We start from the raw sequence: 21,930 nt of genomic DNA, 5'->3' as shown, positions 1-21,930 counted from the left end.
CGTACTGTCGACAGAAGGTGAAGCGATGGGCCGGTCCGCCCGCTCTGCTCTCAGGAGTGGCAGCTCAGCGGGGGTCTCAACGGCTCACACCCACCCCATCGTTCCCTTGCGGGACCATGAAGTCGGTCACCCGGGCCGCGCAGTGTAGCAGAGGGTACCCCCACCCTTGTGAAGGGGCTCACGAGCGACCCCCTCGGGTGGGGTGGATACTCGATGGCATGAGCACCACGGAGCGTCCCAGGATCCTCGTAGTAGGCGGTGGGTACGTAGGCCTGTACGCAGCTCGTCGCATTCTGAAGAAGATGCGCTACGGCGAGGCGACCGTCACGGTCGTCGACCCGCGCTCGTACATGACGTACCAGCCCTTCCTCCCCGAAGCCGCCGCCGGCAGCATCTCCCCTCGGCACGTCGTCGTCCCGCTGCGACGCGTTCTGCCGAAGGCCGAGGTGCTCACCGGCCGGGTCACGACCATCGACCAGGACCGCAAGGTCGCGCGCATCTCGCCGCTCGTCGGCGAGGCGTACGACCTGCCGTTCGACTACCTGGTCATCGCGCTCGGCGCGATCTCCCGCACCTTCCCGATCCCCGGCCTCGCCGAGCAGGGCATCGGCATGAAGGGCATCGAGGAGTCGATCGGGCTGCGCAACCACGTCCTCGAGCAGCTGGACAAGGCCGACTCCACGACCGACGAGGAGGTCCGCCGCAAGGCGCTGACCTTCGTCTTCGTCGGCGGTGGCTTCGCGGGAGCGGAGACCATAGGCGAGGTCGAGGACATGGCCCGCGACGCGGCCAAGTACTACACCAACGTGTCCCGCGAGGACATGCGGTTCGTGCTCGTCGACGCCGCCGACAAGATCCTCCCCGAGGTCGGCCCCAAGCTCGGCCAGTACGGCAAGGAGCACCTCGAGGGCCGCGGCGTGGAGGTCTACCTCTCCACCTCGATGGACTCCTGCATCGACGGCCATGTGGTCCTGAAGAACGGCCTCGAGGTCGATTCCAACACGATCGTGTGGACCGCCGGCGTCAAGCCGAACCCGGCGCTGCAGCGCTTCGGCCTCCCGCTCGGCCCGCGCGGCCACGTGGACACCCAGGCCACCCTCCAGGTGCAGGGCACCGACTACATCTGGGCCGCGGGCGACAACGCCCAGGTCCCGGACCTCGTCGGCCGCAAGGCCGGCAACGAGAACGCCTGGTGCCCGCCGAACGCCCAGCACGCGCTGCGGCAGGCCAGGATCCTCGGCGACAACGTGATCTCCGGTATGCGGGGCTTCCCGCAGCAGGAGTACAGCCACGCGAACAAGGGCGCGGTCGCCGGCCTCGGCCTGCACAAGGGCGTGGCCATGATCGTCATGGGCAAGATGAAGATCAAGCTCAAGGGCCGCCTCGCCTGGTACATGCACCGTGGCTACCACGGCATGGCGATGCCGACCTGGAACCGCAAGATCCGCATCTTCGCCGACTGGACCCTCGGCATGTTCCTCAAGCGCGAGGTCGTCTCCCTCGGTGCGATGGAGACGCCGCGCGAGGAGTTCTACGAGGCGGCCAAGCCCGCGCCCGCTCCGGTGGCCGCGCCGCCCGCCACCGAGGCCGGCGACAAGAAGCCCGCCGAGGTGAAGAACGAGTCGAAGGGCGAGGCGCAGAAGGCCAAGGCCTCCTGAACCGAGCCGCCCGAGCCGCTCGCCGAACCCCGAAGGGGCCGTCCGCCATCCGTGGTGCGGACGGCCCCTTCGGCGTGCTCCCCGTGGTGTCCGCGGGGCGGGGGAGTCCTGGCGGGTCGTCCGCGCCGACATAGATGCCCCGTACATATGTTTTGCCCTCCCATTACGGAGCAACGGGACTGCGCAGGCGGTGCGTTGGTGTTTACGTGGTGTAGGGGGTGCCCGCAGATCTCCGTGCGGCACCCACGGCGCCCCGGGACGACACCAGGGAAGGACGCACCATGCCAGACGTCGCGACGCGGCTCAGGACCCTTGCCGAGCAGCTCCTCGCCACCCCCCTTCCGGTACGTATCAAGGCCTGGGACGGCAGCGAGTCCGGCCCGCCCACGACGCACCCGGCCGATCCCGAGGCCCCCACCCTCGTCGTACGCCACCGCCGTGCCCTGCGCCGGATCCTCTTCAAGCCCGGCGAACTCGGCCTCGCCCGGGCTTGGGTCGCCGGCGAGATCGACGTGGAAGGCGACCTGTACCAGGCGCTCAGCTCGATGGCCGGGCTGCTCTGGGAGAGCGACGTACCGCCGCGCACCCGCCTGGACCTCGCTCGCGACCCCGCAGTACGGGCCGCCGCCCGCGAGATGCTCGCACTCGCCGGACCGCTGCCGCCCCCGCCACCGCCCGCCGAGGAGGTCAGACGCCGCTCCGGGGCGCTGCACACCAAGGTCCGCGACCGCGCCGCGATCAGCCACCACTACGACGTGGGCAACGACTTCTACTCGTTGGTCCTCGGCCCGTCCATGGTCTACTCCTGCGCCTACTGGCCCTCCGGGAGCGACGCCACCCTCGAGGACGCACAGCGCGACAAGCTCGAACTGGTCTGCCGCAAGCTGGCCCTCGAGCCCGGCCGGCGGCTGCTCGACGTGGGCTGCGGCTGGGGCTCGATGGCCATCCACGCCGCCCGCGAGCACGGCGTCTCCGTCGTCGGCGTCACCCTCTCCACCGAGCAGGCCGCGCACGCCCGCAAGCGGATCGCCGAGGAGGGGCTCACCGACCGCATCGAGATCCGCGTCCAGGACTACCGGGACGTCCGCGACGGTCCCTACGACGCGATCTCCTCGATCGGCATGGCCGAGCACGTCGGATCGGTGCGCTATCTCGAGTACGCCCGCGACCTGTACGCCCTCCTCAGGCCCGGCGGCCGGCTCCTGAACCACCAGATCGCCCGCCGCCCCCAGGAGGACGAATCGGCCTACGAGATCGACGACTTCATCGACGCCTACGTCTTCCCCGACGGCGAGCTGGCCCCGCTCGGCCGCACCGTCTCGCTCCTGGAGGACGCCGGCTTCGAGGTCCGGGACGTCGAGTCGATCCGGGAACACTACGCGCTGACCCTGCGGCGCTGGGTGGCCAATCTGGAGGCCGACTGGCCCGAGGCCGTACGCCTGAGCAGCCCCGGCCGGGCCAGGGTCTGGCGGCTCTACATGGCCGCGTCCGCGCTGTCCTTCGAGCGCAACCGGATCGGCGTCAACCAGGTGCTCGCCGTACGCACCCCCGACTCCGGAGACTCGGGGCTGCCGCTGCATACGCGCGACTGGCGCTGAGCCGGTCCCGTACCGCGGCAGGCGTGTGCATACGCGCGGGGCCCCGGACGCAACTGCCGTCCGGGGCCCCGCGGTTGCTGCCGGAGGATCACTCCGCCTTGATCGCCGCCAGCATGTTCAGGCGGGCCGCCCGGCGGGCCGGCCACAGGGCGGCCAGGATGCCGACCACGGCGGCGAGCGCCAGGAACACACCCATCCGGCCCCAGGGCAGGACCAGTTCGTACGTGGACAGGGACGTGCCGATCAGCTCGCCCGCCGCCCAGCCGAGGAACACCCCGAGACCGATCCCGAGCAGGCCGCCGAACAGCGAGATCACCAGGGACTCGATGCGGACCATGCGCTTGATGCCGCGCCGGTCGAGGCCGATGGCACGCAGCATCCCGATCTCCTGGGACCGCTCGAAGACCGACATCGCCAGGGTGTTGATCACGCCGAGGACCGCCACGATCACCGCCATGGCGAGCAGGCCGTACAGCATGTTCAGCATCAGCGTGAACATCTGCGCGATGGCCTCCGAGACGTCCTTCTTGTCCTCGACGAGGACCGCCGGGTTGTTGCCCAGCTCCTTCTCCAGGGCGTCCTTGACCGACTGGCTCGCGCCGTCCTTCGTCTTCACCATCACCTGCATGTCGGTGATCTCGGACTGGTGCGGGGCGAGCGTGTCCTTGTCCACGAGGATGCCGCGGATCATCTCGTTGCCCTCGTACACACCGCCGACCTTCAGCTGCCCCTTGCGGCCGTCCTCGTAGGTGACGGTGAACGGGGAGCCGACGTGCCAGCCCTCCCGGTCGGCGGTCGCCTTGTCGACGACGACACCGGATCCGGAGAGCGCCTCGAAGGAGCCCTTCTTGAAGGGCAGTTCGGCGAGCTCACCGATGGTCTTCGGGTCGACACCGGTCAGGTACTCGGTGGAGTCGCCGATCTCCGAGGGGGAGTTGCGCATCGGGCTGGTGGCGACCACGCCGTCGGCCTCGGTGAGCGTCTTCTCCACGTCGGGTGACAGCGGCGTGAAGTTCGCCATGCTGACGACGTAGTCCGCCTTCAGGGAGTCCGTCGCCATCTTGTCGATGCCCTGCTGCACACTGCCCGCGATCACGGTCATGCCGGTGATCAGGGTCAGGCCGATCATCAGGGCGGACGCGGTAGCGGCCGTACGGCGCGGGTTGCGCACCGAGTTCTGCCGGGCGAGCTTGCCGGAGATCCCGAACACCCGAAGCAGCGGGGCCGCGGCGGCGATGATCGGCCGCGAGAGCAGCGGGGTGAGGACGAAGACGCCGATCAGGAGCAGTGCGGCACCGGCGCCCATCGGGAGCTTGCCGTCCGAGCCCATCGTGGTGCCCGCGATCACCGCGGCGGCACCGGACCCGGCGAAGAGCGCACCGATGGTGTTGCGCAGGACGAGGGACTTGGTGGTGGCGACCGCGTGCACGCTGCTCATCGCCGCGACCGGCGGGATCTTCGCCGCGCGGCGGCCCGGCAGCCAGGCCGCGAACATGGTCACGACGATGCCGACGACCAGGGCGGCGACGACCGTACCCGGCGAGACGACCAGCGGACCGTCCGGCACGGTCCCGCCGAACGAGCCCATCAGGGAGCGCAGCCCGGCGCCGATGCCGATACCGGCCGCGAGCCCGGTCACGGCCGCGACCGCACCGACCACGAACGCCTCGATGAGCACCGACCGCGTCACCTGCCGGCGGCTCGCGCCGACCGCGCGCATCAGGGCCAGCTCCTTGGTGCGCTGGGCGACCAGCATGGTGAAGGTGTTGGCGATGATGAAGATGCCGACGAACAGCGAGATGCCGGCGAACGCGAGCAGACCGGTCTGCATGCCGCTCATCTGGTTGGCGATCGACTTCGCCTCGTCGTCGGCGAGCGTCTTGCCCGTCGTCGCCTCGGCGTCCTTCGGCAGGACCTTCTCGATCTCGGCCTTGAGCGCGGTCTGCGAGGTGCCGTCCGCCGCGGTGACGGCGATCTGGCTGAACCGGCCGGGCTTCGTGTACAGGCCCTGCGCGGTCCTGGTGTCGAACAGCGCGATGCTGCCGCCCGCCGCGACGTTGCCGTCGTCGGTGGTGAAGATGCCGGTGAGCTTCTGCTCGAGCACCGGGCCGTTCACCGACATCCGTACGGTGTCGCCGACCTTGAACCCGGCGCGCTCGGCGGTCTTGGCGTCGAGCGCGATCTCGGACTTCTTGGCCGGCGCCCGGCCGTCCCGCATCGGGTAGCGCGGGTCCTTGCCGTCCTTGCCCGGGTAGTAGTTGGCGCCCCTGGTGGACCAGCCGTCGCCGACGAGCTTGCCCTTCTTGTCCGCGATCGCCGCGAAGCCGGAGGCGTCACCGGTCGCGGCCGCGGCGCCGGGCACGTCCGTGACCCGGTCGAGGAGCTTCTGGGTGAGATCGGGTGCGCTGCCGGGGGTCTCGGACCCGTCGTCCGGCGTCGTCGGGTCGATGGCGACGTCGACGTGCTCGAGCCCCTTGGCGGAGCTCTTCTGGAAGGCGTCGGAGATGGTGCTGGTGAAGACCAGGGTGCCGGCGACGAACGCCACGCCGAGCATCACGGCGAGCACGGTCATCAGCAGTCTGGCCTTGTGCGCGAGGACGTTGCGCAAGGCGGTACGGAACATGAGGAGTCCAGGAGTCCGGGAGTCGGTGGGGCGAGGCGGCGGGCGGAGCGGTCAGCTCACGCGGCCCTTGGCGTCGAAGCGCTTCATACGGTCGAGGACCGTGTCGGCGGTCGGCGCCGTCAGCTCGTCCACGATCCGGCCGTCGGCGAGGAAGACGACCCGGTCCGCGTACGCGGCGGCCACCGGGTCGTGGGTGACCATGACGACGGTCTGGCCGAGCTCGCGCACCGAGTTGCGCAGGAAACCGAGCACCTCCGCGCCGGAGCGGGAGTCGAGGTTTCCGGTCGGCTCGTCACCGAAGATGATGTCCGGCTTGGAGGCCAGCGCACGCGCCACCGCGACCCGCTGCTGCTGGCCGCCGGAGAGCTGGCTTGGGCGGTGCTTGAGCCGGTCGGAGAGGCCGATCATGTTGATGACCGTGTCCAGCCATTGCCTGTCGGGCTTGCGGCCCGCGATGTCCATCGGCAGCGTGATGTTCTCGAGCGCGCTGAGCGTGGGCAGCAGGTTGAACGCCTGGAAGATGAAGCCGATCTTGTCGCGGCGCAGCTGGGTGAGCTTCTTGTCCTTGAGCGAACCGAGCTCGGTGTCCCCGATCCGTACGGAACCGCTGCTGAACGAGTCGAGACCGGCGACGCAGTGCATCAGGGTCGACTTGCCGGACCCGGAGGGTCCCATGATCGCGGTGAACTCGGCCTGCCGGAAGTCGACCGTCACGCGGTCCAGGGCGACCACCTGGGTCTCGCCCTGACCGTAGACCTTGGTCAGCTCCGTGGCGCGGGCGGCAACGGCTGTCGCCTGGTGGACGAGCGGGGTGGTGGTCACGGGCCATGCTCCTGTCGGCGTGACGGGTGTAGCGGACCGTTCCATCGTCTCCGCCGGATCGCGGCCGGGGGTCAACCGCAGATGCCGTTTGCGACCGCCTCTTCAGACGGACCCCGAGCCCGTTCGTCATACCTGGGGATGACGCCCACCCTGAGACGTCGGCCGGACCGCGGCGGCTGCGCTCCCACGGTCCGTACGTTCCCGGGGCCGATGCAATCGCGTCATTTCTCGACGATGTCCGGTCACCGGGCAACAGGCTCCCGGCATGTGCCGATGATCCCCCCTGGCTGCTGACACCCCCTCAGACGTCAATAAAATAAGACAACATCGGACTGATGCTCGACTGTTCGGGGGATCTGTCCGGATAGGCTCGGACGATCGCTGACAGGGGATGCGGGACCTGGACCAGCCCGGATGGTGGAATGCAGACACGGCGAGCTTAAACCTCGCTGCCCCTCGGGGGCGTACCGGTTCGAGTCCGGTTCCGGGCACATCCCGCTTCATACGGGCCGACCTGCACGGATGATCCGATTCCGATGCCCTGCGGGTCCGCTCGGCGCAGTGCTTCCCCGCCCTCATCCACCCGGTACGTGTGCCGCCGCGCACAGGGTCCTGGTCACGCCGAGGCGTTCGTACGGGGTGATGGCCGGGGTGTCGTCGGTGAGGACCATGAGGGCGGCGCGGCCGCCCAGATCAACTGGCCGTGGACGTCCGTGACTTGCTCGATGTCGGCGAGCCGGGTGAGTTCTTCCATGAGGGGGCTGACCCTGGTCGTCAGTCGTCAGTCGTCGCTAGGTGCGGTGAGGGCCGCGAGCCGGGTCAGGCGCTCGGACGTGGCCTCGTCCACGGGAGTCATGACGACCATGCGGTTCCCCGTCTCGCCGACGTTCGTCGTGACGAACGTCAGGTGCAGGGGGCCGACGAGAGGGCTCTTCAGGCGCTTGGTCTCGTAGTGCTGCGGCAGGATGTCGTGCCGACTCCACAGCCGGGCGAACTCGCCCGATCTCGCCCGCAGTTCACCGACCATCGCCGCCGCCCTCGATTCCGCGGCCTCCGACTCCGCCGCATCGGCCGCGACGACGGCACGCATCGTCGCCACCATCCTCGCGGCCACGATGTCGTCGTCGACGTAGCGGCTGCGCCAGCCGGGATCCGTGAAGAACTGCATGGCGCAGTTGCGTTCGCCCGGCGGGATCCGGTCCAGGTCGGTGAAGAGGAAACGGTAGGCGCGGTTGTACGCCACCACGTCGTACAGCGGTGTCTGCAGGCAGGCGGGGTACGGGTGGAGCTTGTCGAGCACGGGCTGGAACGTCTCGGCCGGCGCGAGGTCGCCCCCGACCGGCTCGACGGCCGGTGCCCGGACGCCGGCGAGCCGGTGCAGATGCTGCCGCTCGGCGCCGTCCAGCTGCAGGGCTCGGCCGACGGCCACCAGGACCTGCGTACTGACGTTGATCGATCTGCCCTGTTCGAGCCAGGTGTACCAGGTGACCCCCACGCCGGCGAGCACGGCCACCTCTTCGCGCCGCAGGCCCGGCGTCCGGCGGCGCGAGGTCGGTGGCAGGCCCGCCTTCTCGGGGCTCAGCCGCTCGCGCCGCGACCGCAGGAAGTCACCCAGCTCACGGCGGGCGGCGGGCGACCTGGTGTCCGTCATGGCCCCATCCTGCGTGGCGTACGGGGCGATCGCCAACAGCCGGGTTCGCCCAGTACCCCCATAAACGAGCTCTTGGTACCCGTATCGCGAGCGCCGTCAGATGGACGCGTGACCACAGCATCCGATCCCCGCAGCGACCTCGATCCCTCTTCCTCCCTGCCGGCCGCGCACGGCACGCGCCGCACCCTCGGCACGGCCGGGCTCCTGACCGCCCTGTCCGCGCTGCTGCTCTCCGTCGTGAGCTTCGCCGCCACCGGCATCGCCGTGCCCGACATCGGCGCCTCGCTGCACGCCTCGGCGGCTCAGCAGTCCCTTGTCGTGTCCGCCTACTCGCTCGGCTTCGCCGTGCCCATGGTGATCGGCGGACGCCTCGGCGATCTGTACGGGCGGCGCCGGCTCTTCCTGTACGGCATGGCCGGCTTCACCCTGTTCTCGCTTGCGGCCGCCGCCGCTCCGACCATCACCGTCGTGATCGCCGCTCGCGCACTCACCGGCGTCGCCGCGGCGGCGATGGTGCCGCAGGTCCTGGCGACCATCACCGCATCGACCGAAGGGCGCGAACGGTCCCGCGCCGTGGCCCTGTTCGGCGCGACGGCCGGTGGCGCGACGGCGATCGGCCAGGTCTTCGGCGGTCTGCTGCTCTCCGTGTCCCTGTTCGGCGCCGCCTGGCGCACCGTTTTCGCGGCGAGCGTCGTGATGGGCGCCCTCGCCTTCCTCGCGGCGCTGCGCTGGATGCCGAGGACCAGTGCACCCGGCGGCCGCCGCTCGCTGGACCCGATCGGCACGGCCCTCCTCGGTCTCTCCCTGCTCGCACTGCTCGTCCCGCTGTCCCAGGGCGGCGCTCTCGGGTGGCCCGTCTGGTGCTCGGTCCTGCTCGCGGGCGCGCCCGGGCTTTTCGCCGCGTTCTGGTGGTGGCAGCTCAGGCTGCACCGCCTCGACCGGGTGCCACTGGTCCCGCCGCCGCTGTTCCGGCTGCGGTCGTACGCGATCGGTCTGGGGATGGCGCTGATGCTCCAGTCGTCGTTCGGCGCCTTCACCTTCCTGTACGCGCTGTCCGTGCAGACCGGCCTCGGATGGTCACCGATGCACGCCGCACTGGTGCTGCTGCCGTACGCCTCGTGCTTCTTCCTCGTGTCGATCCGGTCGGGGAAGCTCGCTCCCCGCTTCGGCTTCCGACGGCTCCTGACGATCGGCGGAGCGGTGCAGGCGCTGCTGCTCGCGATCACCGCGGCCTCGGTGCTCGCCCAGGGCGACGACCTCGACTCCTGGTCCCTGGCCGTCTTGCTGGTCGGCGTCGGTACGGGGCAGGCGCTGATGTTCGGCCCTCTGGTCGGGGCGATGATCGCCGACGTGCCGCCCGCCTCCGCGGGTGCGGCCTCCGGGGTGCTCAACACCACCCAGCAAGCCGCGATGGGGCTCGGCGTGGCGGTGGCCGGCGGTCTCCTCGGCACCATGCTGGGCACCACCTCGGCACCGGACGGCCAGGCGTACACGACGGCCCTCGCGGTCTGCATGGTCGTGCAGGCGGCCTTCGCGATCGCCTTCGCCCTCAGCGCCCGCGCTCTGCCGCGGCGTACGTCGGCATCCTGAGCCGTACGTCGGCACCCTGAGCCGTACGTCGGGGTGCGCCGTCATGGGGAAGGCGTGGTTCGTCTTTCGGGCGCGCTCGAATGAGGTCGAGTGGGCCTCGCCGCCCGGGGCACCGTCGTGAGCGGCGGCAGATGCCGTCGGAGCTTCGACAGCCGACACGGGGGTTGATGGGACATGGCACGGATGGGCATGCGCACGGCAGTGGCCGCACTGGTGGCGGTCGGTGGGCTCGTGCTGGGGACAGGGGCCGCTGCGGCGGCCGAGCAGACCGCCGCGCCGGCGGCCGAGGCCCAGCAGTCGAGCACACGTGGCGACGTCGGCACGCAGGGCTGGATTCACTGGGACACCTATCCCGGGGGTCCGGCCGGACTGCTGGCCTGCCACGTCCGGGGCAAGCAGGGCCTCAAGAACGGTGACTGGCACAAGTACAGGTGTGTGAACTGGGGCGTCGTGATCTTCCTGGACGTCGACTATTCGTGAGTCCTGTGCTCTTGAGGCCTGTACTCGTGAGTCCTGTACTCGTGAGTCCTGCAGGACTGGCGTCCGCCCCTGTCGCAGTGATGCGGCGGGGGCGTCGTCGATGGAGCCCTCGTCCGTCGGGGCCTACGTGGCCCCGGAGTTGGCGTACGCCGCCCCGGAGTTAGGGTCGTGCCATGTCTCGACCATCGCGTGAGAGCGCATCCGGGGCGCCGGCACCGTCCGGGGCCTTCGACGGCCCCGTGACCGCCGACGACCTCGGCCGGGCCGTGCGGTCGGCGGTCGAAGCACTGCGGGCGGCACCCGTGGAGGCCTGGGACGGCAAGGCCGGTTCGCTCGAGTGGGACTGCTGGGAGACCGCCGAGCACCTCGCCGACGACCTGTTCGCGTACGCCGTGCAACTCGGGCCCAGGAAACCGCCGTTGGACCGCGATGTGCCCTTCATGTGGCAGAGCCTGCGGCCCGGCGGGCCGGCCAACTCCGTGCACGCCGACCGCGCCGCCGGGCCGGCCGGCCTGCTGCAGGTGCTGGAGGCCTGCGGGGCGCTGCTCGTCGCCATGGTGCGCACGGCGTCCCCCGACACCCGGGCCCACCACGTCTTCGGCGTCTCGGACCCGGAGGGTTTCGCGGCGATGGGGATCGTCGAGACCCTGGTGCACACCCACGACCTGGCGGAAGGCCTCGGTCTCGACTGGGACCCGCCGGCCGGCCCCTGCGCCCGTACGCTCGCCCGGCTCTTCCCGGATGCGCCGACGGACGCCGCCGACCCGTGGACCACGCTCCTGTGGGCGACGGGGCGCACGGAGCTGCCCGGCCACCCGCGCCGTACGAGCTGGCGCTGGTACGGCGAGCCGCGGTGGTAGGGCTGGTCGCCGGGATCAGCGTGCGGCCGCGCCGCCGCCCCAGTGCCCGTGATGGACGACCTCCTCGGCGGTGCGACGGCGCTCCGCGATGCGGGGACTCTGAACCGGGACGTCGTCGGCGCGGTGGCCGACAGTGATCCCGCCGATGGGCGCGTACTCCTCGGGGATGCCGAACTCCTCCCGGAAGGGCACCAGTTCGTCCGGCATGATGCCGAAGAAGCAGGCCCCGAGCCCCTCGTCGACCGCGGTCAGCAGCATCAGCAAGGCGGCCATCCCGGTGTCGATGTGCCAGTACGGGGCGGGCCAGCGGGATTCGGCACGGTCCTCCCAGCCCTTGTCGGGCTCCGCGTACCGCGCGAGATAGGCGGCCTTGTGCGCCAGCGGCACGACGACCAGAGGGGCGTTTGCCATGGTCGGTGTCTGCTCGACCCTGGCGGGCACGAACGGCCATGGCGGCCGATCCTGCCACCGGGACGCGGCGTCCGACAGCCAGGCGCGGCTGAACTACCGCTTGACCAGGCGGACTTCGGGGACCTCGATGCCGTCGTCGGGGTCGAGGCGGGTGGTGCCGTCCGCGGTGAAGCCGGCGCGTTCGTAGAAGCGGACGGCGGTCGTGTTCGGGGTGTACGCGTAGACGCAGACCGGGCCGTGGCCGCGGCGTTCGAGGTCGGTGACCGCATGGGCGAACAGCGCGCGGCCGAGACCGGTGCCGATGCGGGCGGGGTCGATGTAGAGGCCGTGGACCTCGGCCGCGGCGCCGCCGAGATCGGCGTCCCGGCGCGCATCCGTCGGGCCCGTACGGCAGAAGCCCGTGACCCCGCCCGCGGCCTCGCTGACCCAGAGGCGGTGATCGGCCGGGATGTCGGAGAGGTACTCGGCCCACCGGGCCGCGTCCTCGGCAGGGTCGAGCGAGTCGAGCAGCGCGCGGCTCATGAACGATCCGTACGCCGCCCGCCAGGCCCGTACCTTCAGGGCGCCGATGCCGGGGGCGTCGAGCGCGGTGGCGTGCCGGACGCGGTCCGACACCGGTGTAGGCGGGGCCGAGTCCGGTGGCATCCGGTCACCGTAGTGACACCCGGCCCCCGCATCGAGGCGGTTTCCGCGGCCCGGCACCCGAGCGCGCTCGTCGCTACCGCTCCGGCCACCGCTCCGACTGGGCGGCCGGCGGGGTGTTGGACGGTACCGGCTGGTCGAAGTCGAGGGTGGCCTCCTCGGCCTCGGAGCCGGACCGGGTGACCTCGACCGGATAGGGCTTGCCGTCCGTGGCCACCGCGACGGTCACATCGGCGCCGTCGTCCGTGCCGGTGAGCTCGATGGCCTTGGTGTCCGAGACGGTCTTCTCCTCGCCCTTCTTCAGCGAGTCGGCGCCGAGGCCCTCGTCCACCGCGTCCACGTACTCGGAGAGATCGCAGACCTCGGCGACGTCGGCGAGCTCCTCGTCCGCCGTGCTGCCCTGCAGGTGCTTGCCCTCGAACTGGGCGGTGTCCTCGGCCGCCTCCGCGCCGAAGTTGGCCCGCCACCAGGCCGAGTCGGGCTTCAGCCAGATGTCCTCGCCCTGCTTGATGATCTCGAAGTTGCCGCCACTGCCCGCGTAGCCGACGGTGCCGGCGCAGTTTCCGTCGCGGTCGACGGCCAGGTCGACGGACCGCGCGTCGTCGGGCTCCGTGGCGCCGTCCATGCTCATCCGGATGTGCAGCGACCGGGCGCCCCGTACGGCCTCACGGGCCTTCGCGGATATCTCGGACGCGCTCATGTCGGCGATGCCGTTGTCCTCGGCGACGGCTCTGTTCTCGGCACCGGCTCTGTCCTCGGTGACGGCGGTGTCCGGGCCGATGCCCGCGTCCCCGGCGTACGCGAGGCCCGCCGTACCACCGAGCAGTGCGGTCGCGCACAGCGTGGCGCCCGCGGCGACGAGCGGCGCCCGCCGTGTCCCGGGAGTCCTGGGCATCCTGGGCGTCCTGGACATCGCGGTTCCTTCCGATGGGGGTCCCCCGAACGCCTCCCAGCGTGGAACAGGCCGGCCCGCGTCGCATCCGCAGCGATCGCGGGCCGGCGGCGCGCCCGGTGGACCTCAGGCCGCGAAGATCTCCCGGACCTTCGCCTCGCTGTCCGCGTCCAGATTGCTGTGCAGCAGCTGCGCCTGCAGTCCGGGCAGCGCCTCGCGCACCCGGTCCGCGACGACGTCCTGGGTCATCAGGAACAGCGCCGAGGTCCCCGGCGTCACCTGCTCCTTGACCTCCTTGATGAAGTCGTCGTCGATCCCGATGTCGGTGAACTTGCCCGCGAGCGCACCGGAGGCCGCCCCGATCGCCGCCCCGAGCAGCGGTACGAAGAAGATCAGGCCGAAGAGCATGCCCCAGAAGGTGCCGGACAGCGCGCCTGCCCCGACCAGGTTGTGCAGCTGCTTGGTCCCCGGCTTGCTCGCGCCCTCCGGCCAGCTGACCACCGCGGCGTCGAGGACCTTGAGTACCTGTTGCTTCTGCAGCGACTGCAGGGTCTCCTCGACCGCCCCCGCGCCGTCCGCCGTGTCGAACTTCCAAACAGTGAGCGTGGACAAGGTGCCTCCTCAGGTCTCCTTCGGATGCCGCAAAACTAGAGCAGAGTCGGGCATTTCGCCCAATTGAGGCCGAGAAATGCGCGCTACGGAATGCTCCCGGATGCCGCCGCGTTGCCCCTGGTGGATCGTGGTTCGCGGAAGGTTCGCCGTAACTGGGGTCCATGGACTCTGGCCACGGGAGGGCGTACTGCGAAAAGATCCTCCCAGAGCACTAGGGTGCATCTTTTGCGAACGCATTACTCTTGACCCAAGGCCACACTGGGTGGCCACGGAGGAGTGAAATGAGGAGCAGTAACCCGGTCTTCTCGCGACGGGGGTTCAGCCGCGACAACGGCCACGCGGGCTTCAACGCGGCGCCGCAGGCCGGGGGACCCGCTGTCGGTACCCAGGGCGCCCCCTACGGAGGCAATCCGTACGCGCAGGCCCCGCAGGCACCGACCAACCCGTACGCGCAGAACCCTTACGCACAGCCCGGAGCCCAGCCAGGGTTCCCCGGCGCCCCGACCACCACCGGCCGCATGACGATGGACGACGTCGTCTCGCGCACCGCGATCACGCTCGGCCTGGTCATCGCCGGTGCCGCGGTGGCGTGGGTCACCGACATGGCCCTCGGCCTCGCCATCGGCGCCGGTCTGGTCGCCATGGTCCTGGCGCTCGTGCAGTCCTTCAAGCGCAAGCCGGTCCCCGCGCTGATCCTGGCGTACGCGGGCCTCGAGGGACTTTTCCTCGGCGCGATCAGCAACTACGTCAACAAGTTCGTCGCCAGCGGCGCAGCCATGCAGGCGGTACTCGGCACGATGGCGGTCTTCGTCACCATGCTGGTGCTGTACAAGACCCGCATCGTCCGGGTCAACGCACGCTTCGTGCGCTACCTGATGATCGCCGCGATCTCGTTCCTGGCTCTGACGGCGGTCAACCTGCTGTTCATGGTCTTCGGCGGCGGTAACGGCCTCGGCTTCCGCAGCGGCACGATGGGCATCATCTTCGGCCTCGTCGGCGTCCTGCTCGGTGCCTTCTTCCTGGCCCTCGACTTCAAGCAGGTCGAGGACGGCATCGCGTACGGCGCCCCGCGCGAGGAGTCCTGGATGGCCGCCTTCGGCCTCACCATGACCCTGGTGTGGATCTACCTGGAGATGCTGCGCCTGATCGCGATCCTGCAGGGCAACGACTGACGCAGCTGAGCCCAGCAGCAGCCGGACGGACCACGACGAAGGCCCCGCGGAGCAGTCCGCGGGGCCTTCGGCTCTGTGTGGAGTGGTCGGACGGTCCGTGCCGGGTAGCGGGACGGTGCGGCACGCGGCTCAGATCAGCCGGCGTGCGGCCCTTCTCATGTCGTACTCGTGGACGATGGCCTTGGCGTGGCCGTATGCGAGGTCGTACTCGCCGCGGAGCCAGCTGACCTTCTCCTCGAAGCGGAGGAAGGCGGGGCCGTCGTCCACGGCGCGAAGCCAGTCGGACACTTCGCGGCCGGTGCAGTTGGGGATGCGGGCGAGCATATTGCGATGGGTCTCCTCGGAGAAGACTAGGGACATCGGCGCCTCCGGACGCTGGCGTGACTGGTCGATAGTCCTTCACGCCACCGTGCCCGAGGGGCGGTGCGTTGGCAACAGTCCGCGGAGGGCGCATAGGGTCGCGGAGTGCTGGATACCACTACGCTCACGAGCGCCGCCGACCGATTCGCCGACCGGCTGCGGGCCGCCCCGCAGAGCCGGCTGCAGCGCGGCGCGGCCGCCGAAGCGCTGAGTCTGGCCAGGGAGTTGTCGGCGCGGACCCAGGCCATCGAGGAGCCGGGGACAGAACCGCGGGAGATGCCGGACGCTGGCATGTTCGCTGCCGCCGATCAAGTCACGGTCGCCGCGCGGGATTTGGCGCTAGTCCTCACCGATCCCGGTGAACTCGCCGAAGCGGTCGGCCTGGTGGCCGAGGCGCAGCAGCGGGCCGGGGTCTGAGCCGCCTGAGCGGCCCCGGCCCGGCAGTGCGTCAGGCGGAGGCTATGACCCGGTCCGCCAGGATGTAGACGGTCTCGCCGCCGCACTCGAACGTCAGGGTGTACGCACCGGAGATGCCGGACCCGCCGAGCAGCACCGGGGTCTCACCGGCCCGCAGCGCCTGAGCGAGGCGCTCGGCCGTCTCCCGGTGGCCCGGGGTCATACAGAGCGTGGTGCCGTCGGTGAAGACGTACACGTCGAGCGTGCCGAGCGGGCCGGGGCGTACGTCGGACAGCTCGGTACGGGCGTGCGCCAGGCCCTCCAGGCGGTGCACCGTCGACTCGTGGTCGCTCACGGTGTCCCGGACGGCCTGCACGGGCACGAAGTCGGGGTGCGAGGGGTGCCGGCGGCGGGCGGCGGCCAGCTCGGGGGAGTCCTCGGCGAACTCGACCTCGGTGGTCTCCACCGTGTCCAGCTCCGGCTCGAAGCCCGCATCGAGACCCGGCTCGAGCCCGGCGAAGTCGGCCGGGCGGGGCAGGAACAGCTCCTCGGCGAGATTCGGCGGCAGATTGCCGAGCAGCGACGGGGCGTCCGACGCGTCGCGGGCCTCCTGCGCGGCCCAGAAGGCCCGCGCCTCGGCGAGCTCGCGCTCCCGCTCCTCGGCGAGGGCCTCGGAGACGGCGGCGCGGATGGTGGCCAGGTCGGTGCGCGCGGAGCCCTCCGGCGCGGTGCGGGCGGCGGGGACCCGTGCGGACTGGTCGATCTCGGCGCGGTTCGCGGCGAGCTCGCCGCGCAGCGACGTGATCTGCTTCCGGAGCCCGCGCACGGAGTGCAGGGCAACGGCGCCCACGGCCGTGGCGGCGGCCGTGGTGAGCAGCAGGGCAAGAGGCATGGCGCTCACTGTCGTTCTCCCGGATTTCAGTCGACCCCCGACTTCCTACCCCAGCTTGTCGTCAGGGACGGGAAACTGTCAGTGCATTAGGTCACGAAACGGTCAGGTCTTAGGGCCCGAGGTTTAGACGGCGACCCCTGTGACCTGCAGATATGCGGCTCCCCCAGGACATAGGTCACATCCTGGGGGAGATTGGGTCACGACTGGGGCTCGAGCGGCTCCTGATGCTCTGGGTGCTCCCGGGGTCACGCCCCGTGCGCCCCTGAGCGAACGCCGGGACAGTTGCCCCGTGCGCCCATCACACCACCTCGCGCCGATCGGCGCGAGGGGAGAGCCGCGGCCGTCCGGCCCCCGGCGTGGCTCAGCTCAGGCGCTCGATGACCATCGCCATGCCCTGCCCGCCGCCCACGCACATGGTCTCCAGACCGAACTGCTTGTCGTGGAACTGCAGGCTGTTGATCAGGGTGGTGGTGATCCGGGCGCCGGTCATGCCGAAGGGGTGGCCGACGGCGATCGCCCCGCCGTTCACGTTGACCTTGTCCAGCGGCAGCCCGAGGTCCCGGTACGAGGGGATCACCTGGGCGGCGAACGCCTCGTTGATCTCGGCCAGATCGATGTCGTCGACGGTCAGACCGGCCCGCTTCAGCGCCTGCTCGGACGCCTCGACCGGTCCGTAACCCATGATCTCGGGGGACAGGCCCGAGACGCCGGTGGAGACGATGCGGGCGAGCGGGGTGAGGCCGAGCTCGCGGGCCTTGGTGTCGCTCATCACGACGAGCGCGGCGGCGCCGTCGTTCAGCGGGCAGCAGTTGCCGGCGGTGATCCGGCCGTCGGGGCGGAAGACCGGCTTCAGGCCCGAGACGCCCTCCAGCGTGACGCCCGCGCGCGGGCCGTCGTCGGCGCTCACGACCGTGCCGTCCGGCGTCGTCACCGGGGTGATCTCGCGCTCCCAGAAGCCCTTCTTGATGGCTTCCTCGGCGAGATTCTGCGAACGCACGCCGAACTCGTCCATCTCGGCGCGGGTCACGCCCTTCAGCCGCGCCAGGTTCTCCGCGGTCTGGCCCATCGCGATGTACGGGTCCGGGACCAGGCCGTCCTCGCGCGGGTCGTGCCAGGACTCGGCGCCCTTCTCGGCAACGGTCGCGGTGCGGGCCTCGGCCTCGGCGAACAGCGGGTTGTGGGTGTCCGGCAGGCTGTCCGAATTGCCCTTCGCGAAGCGCGAGACGGTCTCGACACCGGCCGAGATGAAGACGTCGCCCTCGCCCGCCTTGATGGCGTGCAGCGCCATACGGCTGGTCTGCAGCGACGAGGAGCAGTAGCGGGTGACCGTACAGCCCGGCAGGTGGTCCATGCCCATCTGCACGGCGACGATGCGGCCCAGGTTGTTGCCCTGCTCGCCGCCCGGCAGGCCGCAGCCCAGCATCAGGTCGTCGATGTCCTTCGGGTCGAGCTCGGGCACCTTGGCGAGCGCGGCCTGGATGATGGTGGCGGTCAGGTCGTCCGGGCGCAGTTCCGTCAGGGAGCCCTTGAAGGCGCGTCCGATCGGGGTCCGGGCGGTAGAGACGATCACGGCTTCGGGCATCGGAACTCCCAGTTCGGTTCGTTCGAGCAGGTACGACCGTGGGGGAAGTTACCTGCACGTAGAGCGCGGGTCACCGCTTGCGGCGTGTGACTCCCACCTCTTTTCTAAGCGCTTGCTCACCCACGGGGGCATCGGCTACGCCCACCGCCGCGTCCGCCGGAATCCGCTGCCGGCGACGGCGCTTGAGGAGCGCCCACGGGCCCCGGGGCCCCGTCGGCATCGCGGCCGTGACCTCCGTACCGCCCTCGGACGCCGCCTCCGCCGCGGCCCGGGCCACCGGCAGGAAGCCCTCGTTCCGCGAGACGTCGGGGCGCATCTCCTCGGCCGGCCACAGACCGAGCGACGCACACACCGTCGGCAGCACCGCCATCGCGGCCGTCGCATACCCCTCCGCCGACGGATGGAAATTGTCCGGACCGAACAGCTCCCGCGGATTCGCCTTGAACTCCGGCCCCAGCAGATCACCCAGCGAGACCGTACGAGCCCCCTGCTCCACCGCGCCGATCGTCTGCGCGGCCGCCAACTGCCGTGACACCCGCCGGGCCAGCCAGCGCAACGGCTGGTACACCGGCTCGATCGAACCCAGATCGGGGCACGTGCCGACCACCACCTCGGCGCCCGCCGTACGCAGCCGGCGCACCGCCGTCGCCAGATGCCGCACCGAACGGGTCGGCGGCATCCGATGCGTCACGTCGTTCGCACCGATCATGATCACGCAGACATCCGGGACCGCCGACGAATTCGCCAGGACCAGATTCACCTGCCGGTCCAGATCGTCCGACTGGGCACCCGGCAACGCCACGTTCCGCAGCCGCACCTGCCGCTCGGCGATCGCCGCGACCCCGAGGGCGAGCAGCGCACCCGGCGTCTGACGGGCGCGGTGCACACCCTGCCCCGCCGCCGTCGAGTCCCCGAGCAGCGTCAGACGCAGCGGACCACCCGCGGCCAGATCCTCGCCGCCCAGATCACCGTAGAGACCGTCCGCGACCGGAGGGGACGACGATCCGCCGCTGCCCACCGAGCGCTTCGCCAGCTGTACCTCCGCGAGCACCACACCGACCGTCGCCGCACCGACAAGCCCGAGCCCGCCTCCGCCGTACGCCGCGCCCGCGGCGATGCGCCGTGCCACCCTCGCCCTCGACATGGACGCAGCCACCTCCTCGAAGCCCGTACATCAACTGCTTGCCCCGTGAGGACGGTCGGTCAATCTCGGCGAGCCGGGGGAAAGGTCCGGACGGGTACGGAGCACTTCCCGGGTACTCCTCGGGCAGTACCGGCGGTGCTGCGACGACCGGGCGCGAAGCGCATACGCTGGCCGCATCATCACTCCTTCATGCCTGGAGAACAGGGTGCACTTCCACGACTCCATGATCAGTCTCGTCGGCAACACCCCGCTGCTGAGGCTCAACCGCGTGACCGAAGGGCTCGGGGCCACCGTCCTGGCCAAGGTCGAGTACTTCAACCCCGGCGGCTCGGTGAAGGACCGCATCGCGCTGCGCATGATCGAGGCGGCCGAGCAGAGCGGCGCACTGCGGCCCGGCGGCACGATCGTCGAGCCGACCAGCGGCAACACGGGCGTCGGTCTGGCGATCGTGGCCCAGCAGAAGGGCTACAAGTGCATCTTCGTGTGCCCCGACAAGGTGTCCACGGACAAGATCAACGTGCTGCGGGCGTACGGCGCCGAGGTCGTGGTCTGCCCGACCGCGGTCGACCCCGAGCACCCCGACTCGTACTACAACGTCTCCGACCGCCTCGTCCGTGAGACCCCCGGCGCCTGGAAGCCCGACCAGTACTCCAATCCGGACAACCCCCGCTCGCACTACGAGACCACCGGCCCGGAGCTCTGGAAGCAGACCGAGGGCCGGATCACCCACTTCGTGGCGGGGATCGGCACCGGCGGCACCATCAGCGGCACCGGCCGCTATCTGAAGGAGATCTCCGACGGCAAGGTCCGCATCATCGGCGCGGACCCGGAGGGCTCGGTCTACTCGGGCGGCTCCGGGCGGCCCTATCTCGTCGAGGGCGTCGGCGAGGACTTCTGGCCCTCGGCCTACGACCGCGAGGTCACCGACGAGATCATCGCGGTCTCCGACAAGGACTCCTTCCAGATGACCCGCCGCCTGGCCCGCGAGGAGGGCCTCCTCGTCGGCGGCTCCTGCGGCATGGCCGTCGTCGCGGCCCTCGAGGCCGCCAAGACCCTCGACCCCGACGACGTCGTCGTCGTCCTCCTCCCGGACTCGGGCCGCGGCTACCTCTCGAAGATCTTCAACGATGACTGGATGGCGGACTACGGCTTCCTGGAGGAGTCCGGCCCGTCCGAGAGCGTCGGCGACGTCCTGCGGTACAAGCAGGGCGGTATCCCCAAGCTGGTCCACATGCATCCGGAGGAGACCGTCGGTGAGGCGATCGAGGTGCTGCGTGAGTACGACGTCTCGCAGATGCCGATCGTCAAGCCGGGGGCCGGGCACCCCGATGTGATGGCGGCCGAGGTGGTCGGCTCCGTCGTGGAGCGGGAGCTGCTGGATGCGCTGTTCGCCCAGCGTGCCTCGCTCTCCGACCCGTTGGAGAAGCACATGTCGGATCCGCTGCCGCAGGTCGGCTCGGGTGAGCCGGTGGCCGATCTGATGCAGGTGCTCGGGCGGTCGGCCGGGGCGGATGCGGCGATCGTGCTGGTGGAGGGCCGGCCGACGGGTGTGGTGAGCCGTCAGGACCTGCTCGCGTTTCTGGCGCGCGGCTCCAAGTAGGCGCGAGCGGCGCCCGGTCGGGGTTCCCCGGACTGGTACGGGGGCGACATGTGGGCGCAGCACTCGGTTAACACGGGTCCGTCATAGTCGTGGTGTCGGCAGGGGGACGGAGACCACCGGGTGGCAGCTCGGGGGCGACCGGAAGCCTGGCGGCGACCGAGCGGCGCGCAGGACCTCCGGAGCGGCTCCCGGACCTCCTGAACGCCCAGGGCGCACAGTGCCTGGTCCTGACCCGGCCCGCGTCCCTCGCGGGGACCGCCGTCGTCCCGCCCCCCTTCACCAGGGGGTGCGGCGGTCCCCGCGCTTCGCGCTCAGGGCTCCCAGTCCGATGCGGAGTCGCGGCCGCGGGATTCGCCGAAGCGGGGGAAGCGGAGGCGGGCATGTACCGCGTTGACCCCCACGATTCCGGCCCAGGTGACTATCAGGCCTGCGAGGCCCGCGTTCACCGCGCCGATCGCCGACAGGGGGACCGACAGGACGAGGGAGACGACGCCGAAGCCGAAGCGCTCGCCCCAGGAGTCCTCGGAGGGTCGGCCGGAGCGGGCGTCGCGGGCCGCGTTCATCTGTTGTTCGGCGACCTGTCGGCGGACTCTGCGGTCGATGGTCGTGTCGATGCGGTGCTCGACCTTCTCCAGGAATGACTCGATCAGTGCGGAGTCGTACTCCTCGCCGAGGTCCCTGCGGGTGTGCAGGGTGGCGTCGAGTTCCTTCTTGAGCTCGGGGTCGGGGGCGTCCATGTGTTCCACGGTACGGATTCGCTGCGCTCTGCACAGTGGGGTTAACCCCAGGGTTTGGGTGTGGGGTGCCCCCCAGGGTGCGGGGCCGTGGGTCTTTGTCCTTGGCCGGACGGGCTGGAAAGGATGTCCTCAAACGCCGGACGGGCTGGAAAAGATGTCCTCAAACGCCGTACGGGCTGAAATGGATGCCGGACGGGCTGAAATGGAT

At 70.6% G+C, this 21,930-nt stretch carries 21 protein-coding genes and 1 tRNA gene; 9 read left to right on the top strand and 13 right to left on the bottom strand.

All coding sequences use genetic code 11. The annotated features are described in order from the left end of the window. The first annotated feature begins 218 nt into the window (after positions 1-218). Both DY218_RS04645 and DY218_RS04640 read left to right on the top strand, forming a co-directional pair. Positions 219-1,658, top strand: coding sequence for an NAD(P)/FAD-dependent oxidoreductase (locus tag DY218_RS04645; RefSeq protein ID WP_128554618.1), 1,440 nt, complete (start codon positions 219-221; stop codon positions 1,656-1,658). 281 nt (positions 1,659-1,939) lie between these two features. Continuing rightward, entirely contained in the window at positions 1,940-3,256 is a 1,317-nt protein-coding gene (locus tag DY218_RS04640) for an SAM-dependent methyltransferase (RefSeq protein WP_128554617.1), read from the top strand. 88 nt (positions 3,257-3,344) lie between these two features. Here the strand turns inward: DY218_RS04640 and DY218_RS04635 are convergent, their stop codons facing one another. Further along, the gene (locus DY218_RS04635) at positions 3,345-5,879 is read right to left on the bottom strand and encodes an ABC transporter permease (RefSeq protein WP_128554616.1); all 2,535 of its coding nucleotides are present in this window, start codon (positions 5,877-5,879) and stop codon (positions 3,345-3,347) included. A gap of 51 nt (positions 5,880-5,930) precedes the next feature. Beyond that, positions 5,931-6,746 (bottom strand): ABC transporter ATP-binding protein, encoded by an 816-nt coding sequence (locus DY218_RS04630; protein WP_407703551.1) that lies wholly within the window; start codon positions 6,744-6,746, stop codon positions 5,931-5,933. 363 nt (positions 6,747-7,109) lie between these two features. On the opposite strand from DY218_RS04630, the gene DY218_RS04625 reads away from it, so the two are divergent. Beyond that, positions 7,110-7,192 (top strand) — tRNA-Leu (locus DY218_RS04625). 125 nt (positions 7,193-7,317) lie between these two features. Here DY218_RS04625 and DY218_RS34120 read toward each other — a convergent pair. After that, positions 7,318-7,455, bottom strand: a complete 138-nt coding sequence (locus tag DY218_RS34120; RefSeq protein WP_158573974.1) for a hypothetical protein — start codon at positions 7,453-7,455, stop codon at positions 7,318-7,320. Positions 7,456-7,482: 27 nt separating this feature from the next. Beyond that, positions 7,483-8,352 carry a helix-turn-helix transcriptional regulator gene (locus DY218_RS04620; RefSeq protein ID WP_128554614.1) on the bottom strand — a complete coding sequence of 290 codons (870 nt, stop codon included), beginning with the start codon at positions 8,350-8,352 and terminating at the stop codon, positions 7,483-7,485. Positions 8,353-8,460: 108 nt separating this feature from the next. Here DY218_RS04620 and DY218_RS04615 point away from each other — a divergent pair, with 108 nt between their 5' ends. The 3 genes from DY218_RS04615 to DY218_RS04605 all read left to right on the top strand — a co-directional run bounded on the left by DY218_RS04615 (position 8,461) and on the right by DY218_RS04605 (position 11,282). Continuing rightward, on the top strand, positions 8,461-9,942 hold the full coding sequence (locus DY218_RS04615) for an MFS transporter (protein WP_199566630.1): 1,482 nt from the start codon (positions 8,461-8,463) through the stop codon (positions 9,940-9,942). Between the two features lie 189 nt (positions 9,943-10,131). Then, positions 10,132-10,422, top strand: coding sequence for a hypothetical protein (locus DY218_RS04610; protein WP_128554613.1), 291 nt, complete (start codon positions 10,132-10,134; stop codon positions 10,420-10,422). A 173-nt stretch (positions 10,423-10,595) separates the two neighbouring features. After that, positions 10,596-11,282, top strand: a complete 687-nt coding sequence (locus DY218_RS04605; RefSeq protein WP_199566629.1) for a hypothetical protein — start codon at positions 10,596-10,598, stop codon at positions 11,280-11,282. A 15-nt stretch (positions 11,283-11,297) separates the two neighbouring features. Here the strand turns inward: DY218_RS04605 and DY218_RS04600 are convergent, their stop codons facing one another. The 4 genes from DY218_RS04600 to DY218_RS04585 form a co-directional block, all read right to left on the bottom strand. After that, entirely contained in the window at positions 11,298-11,771 is a 474-nt protein-coding gene (locus tag DY218_RS04600; RefSeq protein ID WP_128554612.1) for a nitroreductase family protein, read from the bottom strand. Between the two features lie 15 nt (positions 11,772-11,786). Then, positions 11,787-12,338 carry a GNAT family N-acetyltransferase gene (locus DY218_RS04595; RefSeq protein ID WP_128554611.1) on the bottom strand — a complete coding sequence of 184 codons (552 nt, stop codon included), beginning with the start codon at positions 12,336-12,338 and terminating at the stop codon, positions 11,787-11,789. Between the two features lie 73 nt (positions 12,339-12,411). Next, on the bottom strand, positions 12,412-13,230 hold the full coding sequence (locus DY218_RS04590) for a hypothetical protein (RefSeq protein ID WP_128554610.1): 819 nt from the start codon (positions 13,228-13,230) through the stop codon (positions 12,412-12,414). A gap of 123 nt (positions 13,231-13,353) precedes the next feature. After that, positions 13,354-13,839: a DUF1269 domain-containing protein gene (locus DY218_RS04585; protein ID WP_128554609.1), complete on the bottom strand. Its 486-nt coding sequence runs from the start codon at positions 13,837-13,839 to the stop codon at positions 13,354-13,356. A 281-nt stretch (positions 13,840-14,120) separates the two neighbouring features. On the opposite strand from DY218_RS04585, the gene DY218_RS04580 reads away from it, so the two are divergent. Further along, positions 14,121-15,011 carry a Bax inhibitor-1/YccA family protein gene (locus DY218_RS04580; RefSeq protein ID WP_128554608.1) on the top strand — a complete coding sequence of 297 codons (891 nt, stop codon included), beginning with the start codon at positions 14,121-14,123 and terminating at the stop codon, positions 15,009-15,011. 129 nt (positions 15,012-15,140) lie between these two features. Here the strand turns inward: DY218_RS04580 and DY218_RS04575 are convergent, their stop codons facing one another. Further along, positions 15,141-15,371 carry a DUF4287 domain-containing protein gene (locus DY218_RS04575; RefSeq protein WP_128554607.1) on the bottom strand — a complete coding sequence of 77 codons (231 nt, stop codon included), beginning with the start codon at positions 15,369-15,371 and terminating at the stop codon, positions 15,141-15,143. 105 nt (positions 15,372-15,476) lie between these two features. On the opposite strand from DY218_RS04575, the gene DY218_RS04570 reads away from it, so the two are divergent. Then, entirely contained in the window at positions 15,477-15,788 is a 312-nt protein-coding gene (locus DY218_RS04570) for a hypothetical protein (protein WP_128554606.1), read from the top strand. A gap of 31 nt (positions 15,789-15,819) precedes the next feature. On the opposite strand, the gene DY218_RS04565 is transcribed toward DY218_RS04570, so the two are convergent. The 3 genes from DY218_RS04565 to DY218_RS04555 all read right to left on the bottom strand — a co-directional run bounded on the left by DY218_RS04565 (position 15,820) and on the right by DY218_RS04555 (position 19,385). Beyond that, a complete protein-coding gene (locus DY218_RS04565) occupies positions 15,820-16,668 on the bottom strand; it encodes a hypothetical protein (protein WP_128554605.1) in 849 nt (282 codons plus the stop codon). A 352-nt stretch (positions 16,669-17,020) separates the two neighbouring features. Continuing rightward, positions 17,021-18,241, bottom strand: a complete 1,221-nt coding sequence (locus DY218_RS04560) for an acetyl-CoA C-acetyltransferase (RefSeq protein ID WP_128554604.1) — start codon at positions 18,239-18,241, stop codon at positions 17,021-17,023. A 70-nt stretch (positions 18,242-18,311) separates the two neighbouring features. Continuing rightward, on the bottom strand, positions 18,312-19,385 hold the full coding sequence (locus DY218_RS04555) for an SGNH/GDSL hydrolase family protein (protein ID WP_128554603.1): 1,074 nt from the start codon (positions 19,383-19,385) through the stop codon (positions 18,312-18,314). 205 nt (positions 19,386-19,590) lie between these two features. Here DY218_RS04555 and DY218_RS04550 point away from each other — a divergent pair, with 205 nt between their 5' ends. Then, positions 19,591-20,985: a cystathionine beta-synthase gene (locus DY218_RS04550; RefSeq protein WP_128554602.1), complete on the top strand. Its 1,395-nt coding sequence runs from the start codon at positions 19,591-19,593 to the stop codon at positions 20,983-20,985. A gap of 311 nt (positions 20,986-21,296) precedes the next feature. On the opposite strand, the gene DY218_RS04545 is transcribed toward DY218_RS04550, so the two are convergent. After that, a complete protein-coding gene (locus tag DY218_RS04545; RefSeq protein ID WP_128554601.1) occupies positions 21,297-21,722 on the bottom strand; it encodes a hypothetical protein in 426 nt (141 codons plus the stop codon). Between the last annotated feature and the right edge of the window lie 208 nt (positions 21,723-21,930).

It is taken from the genome of Streptomyces triticagri (assembly GCF_003429565.1).
GTDB lineage: Bacteria > Actinomycetota > Actinomycetes > Streptomycetales > Streptomycetaceae > Streptomyces > Streptomyces triticagri.
Note: the sequence above shows the minus strand (reverse complement) of the source record. Positions and strands in the feature narration are given on the sequence as shown.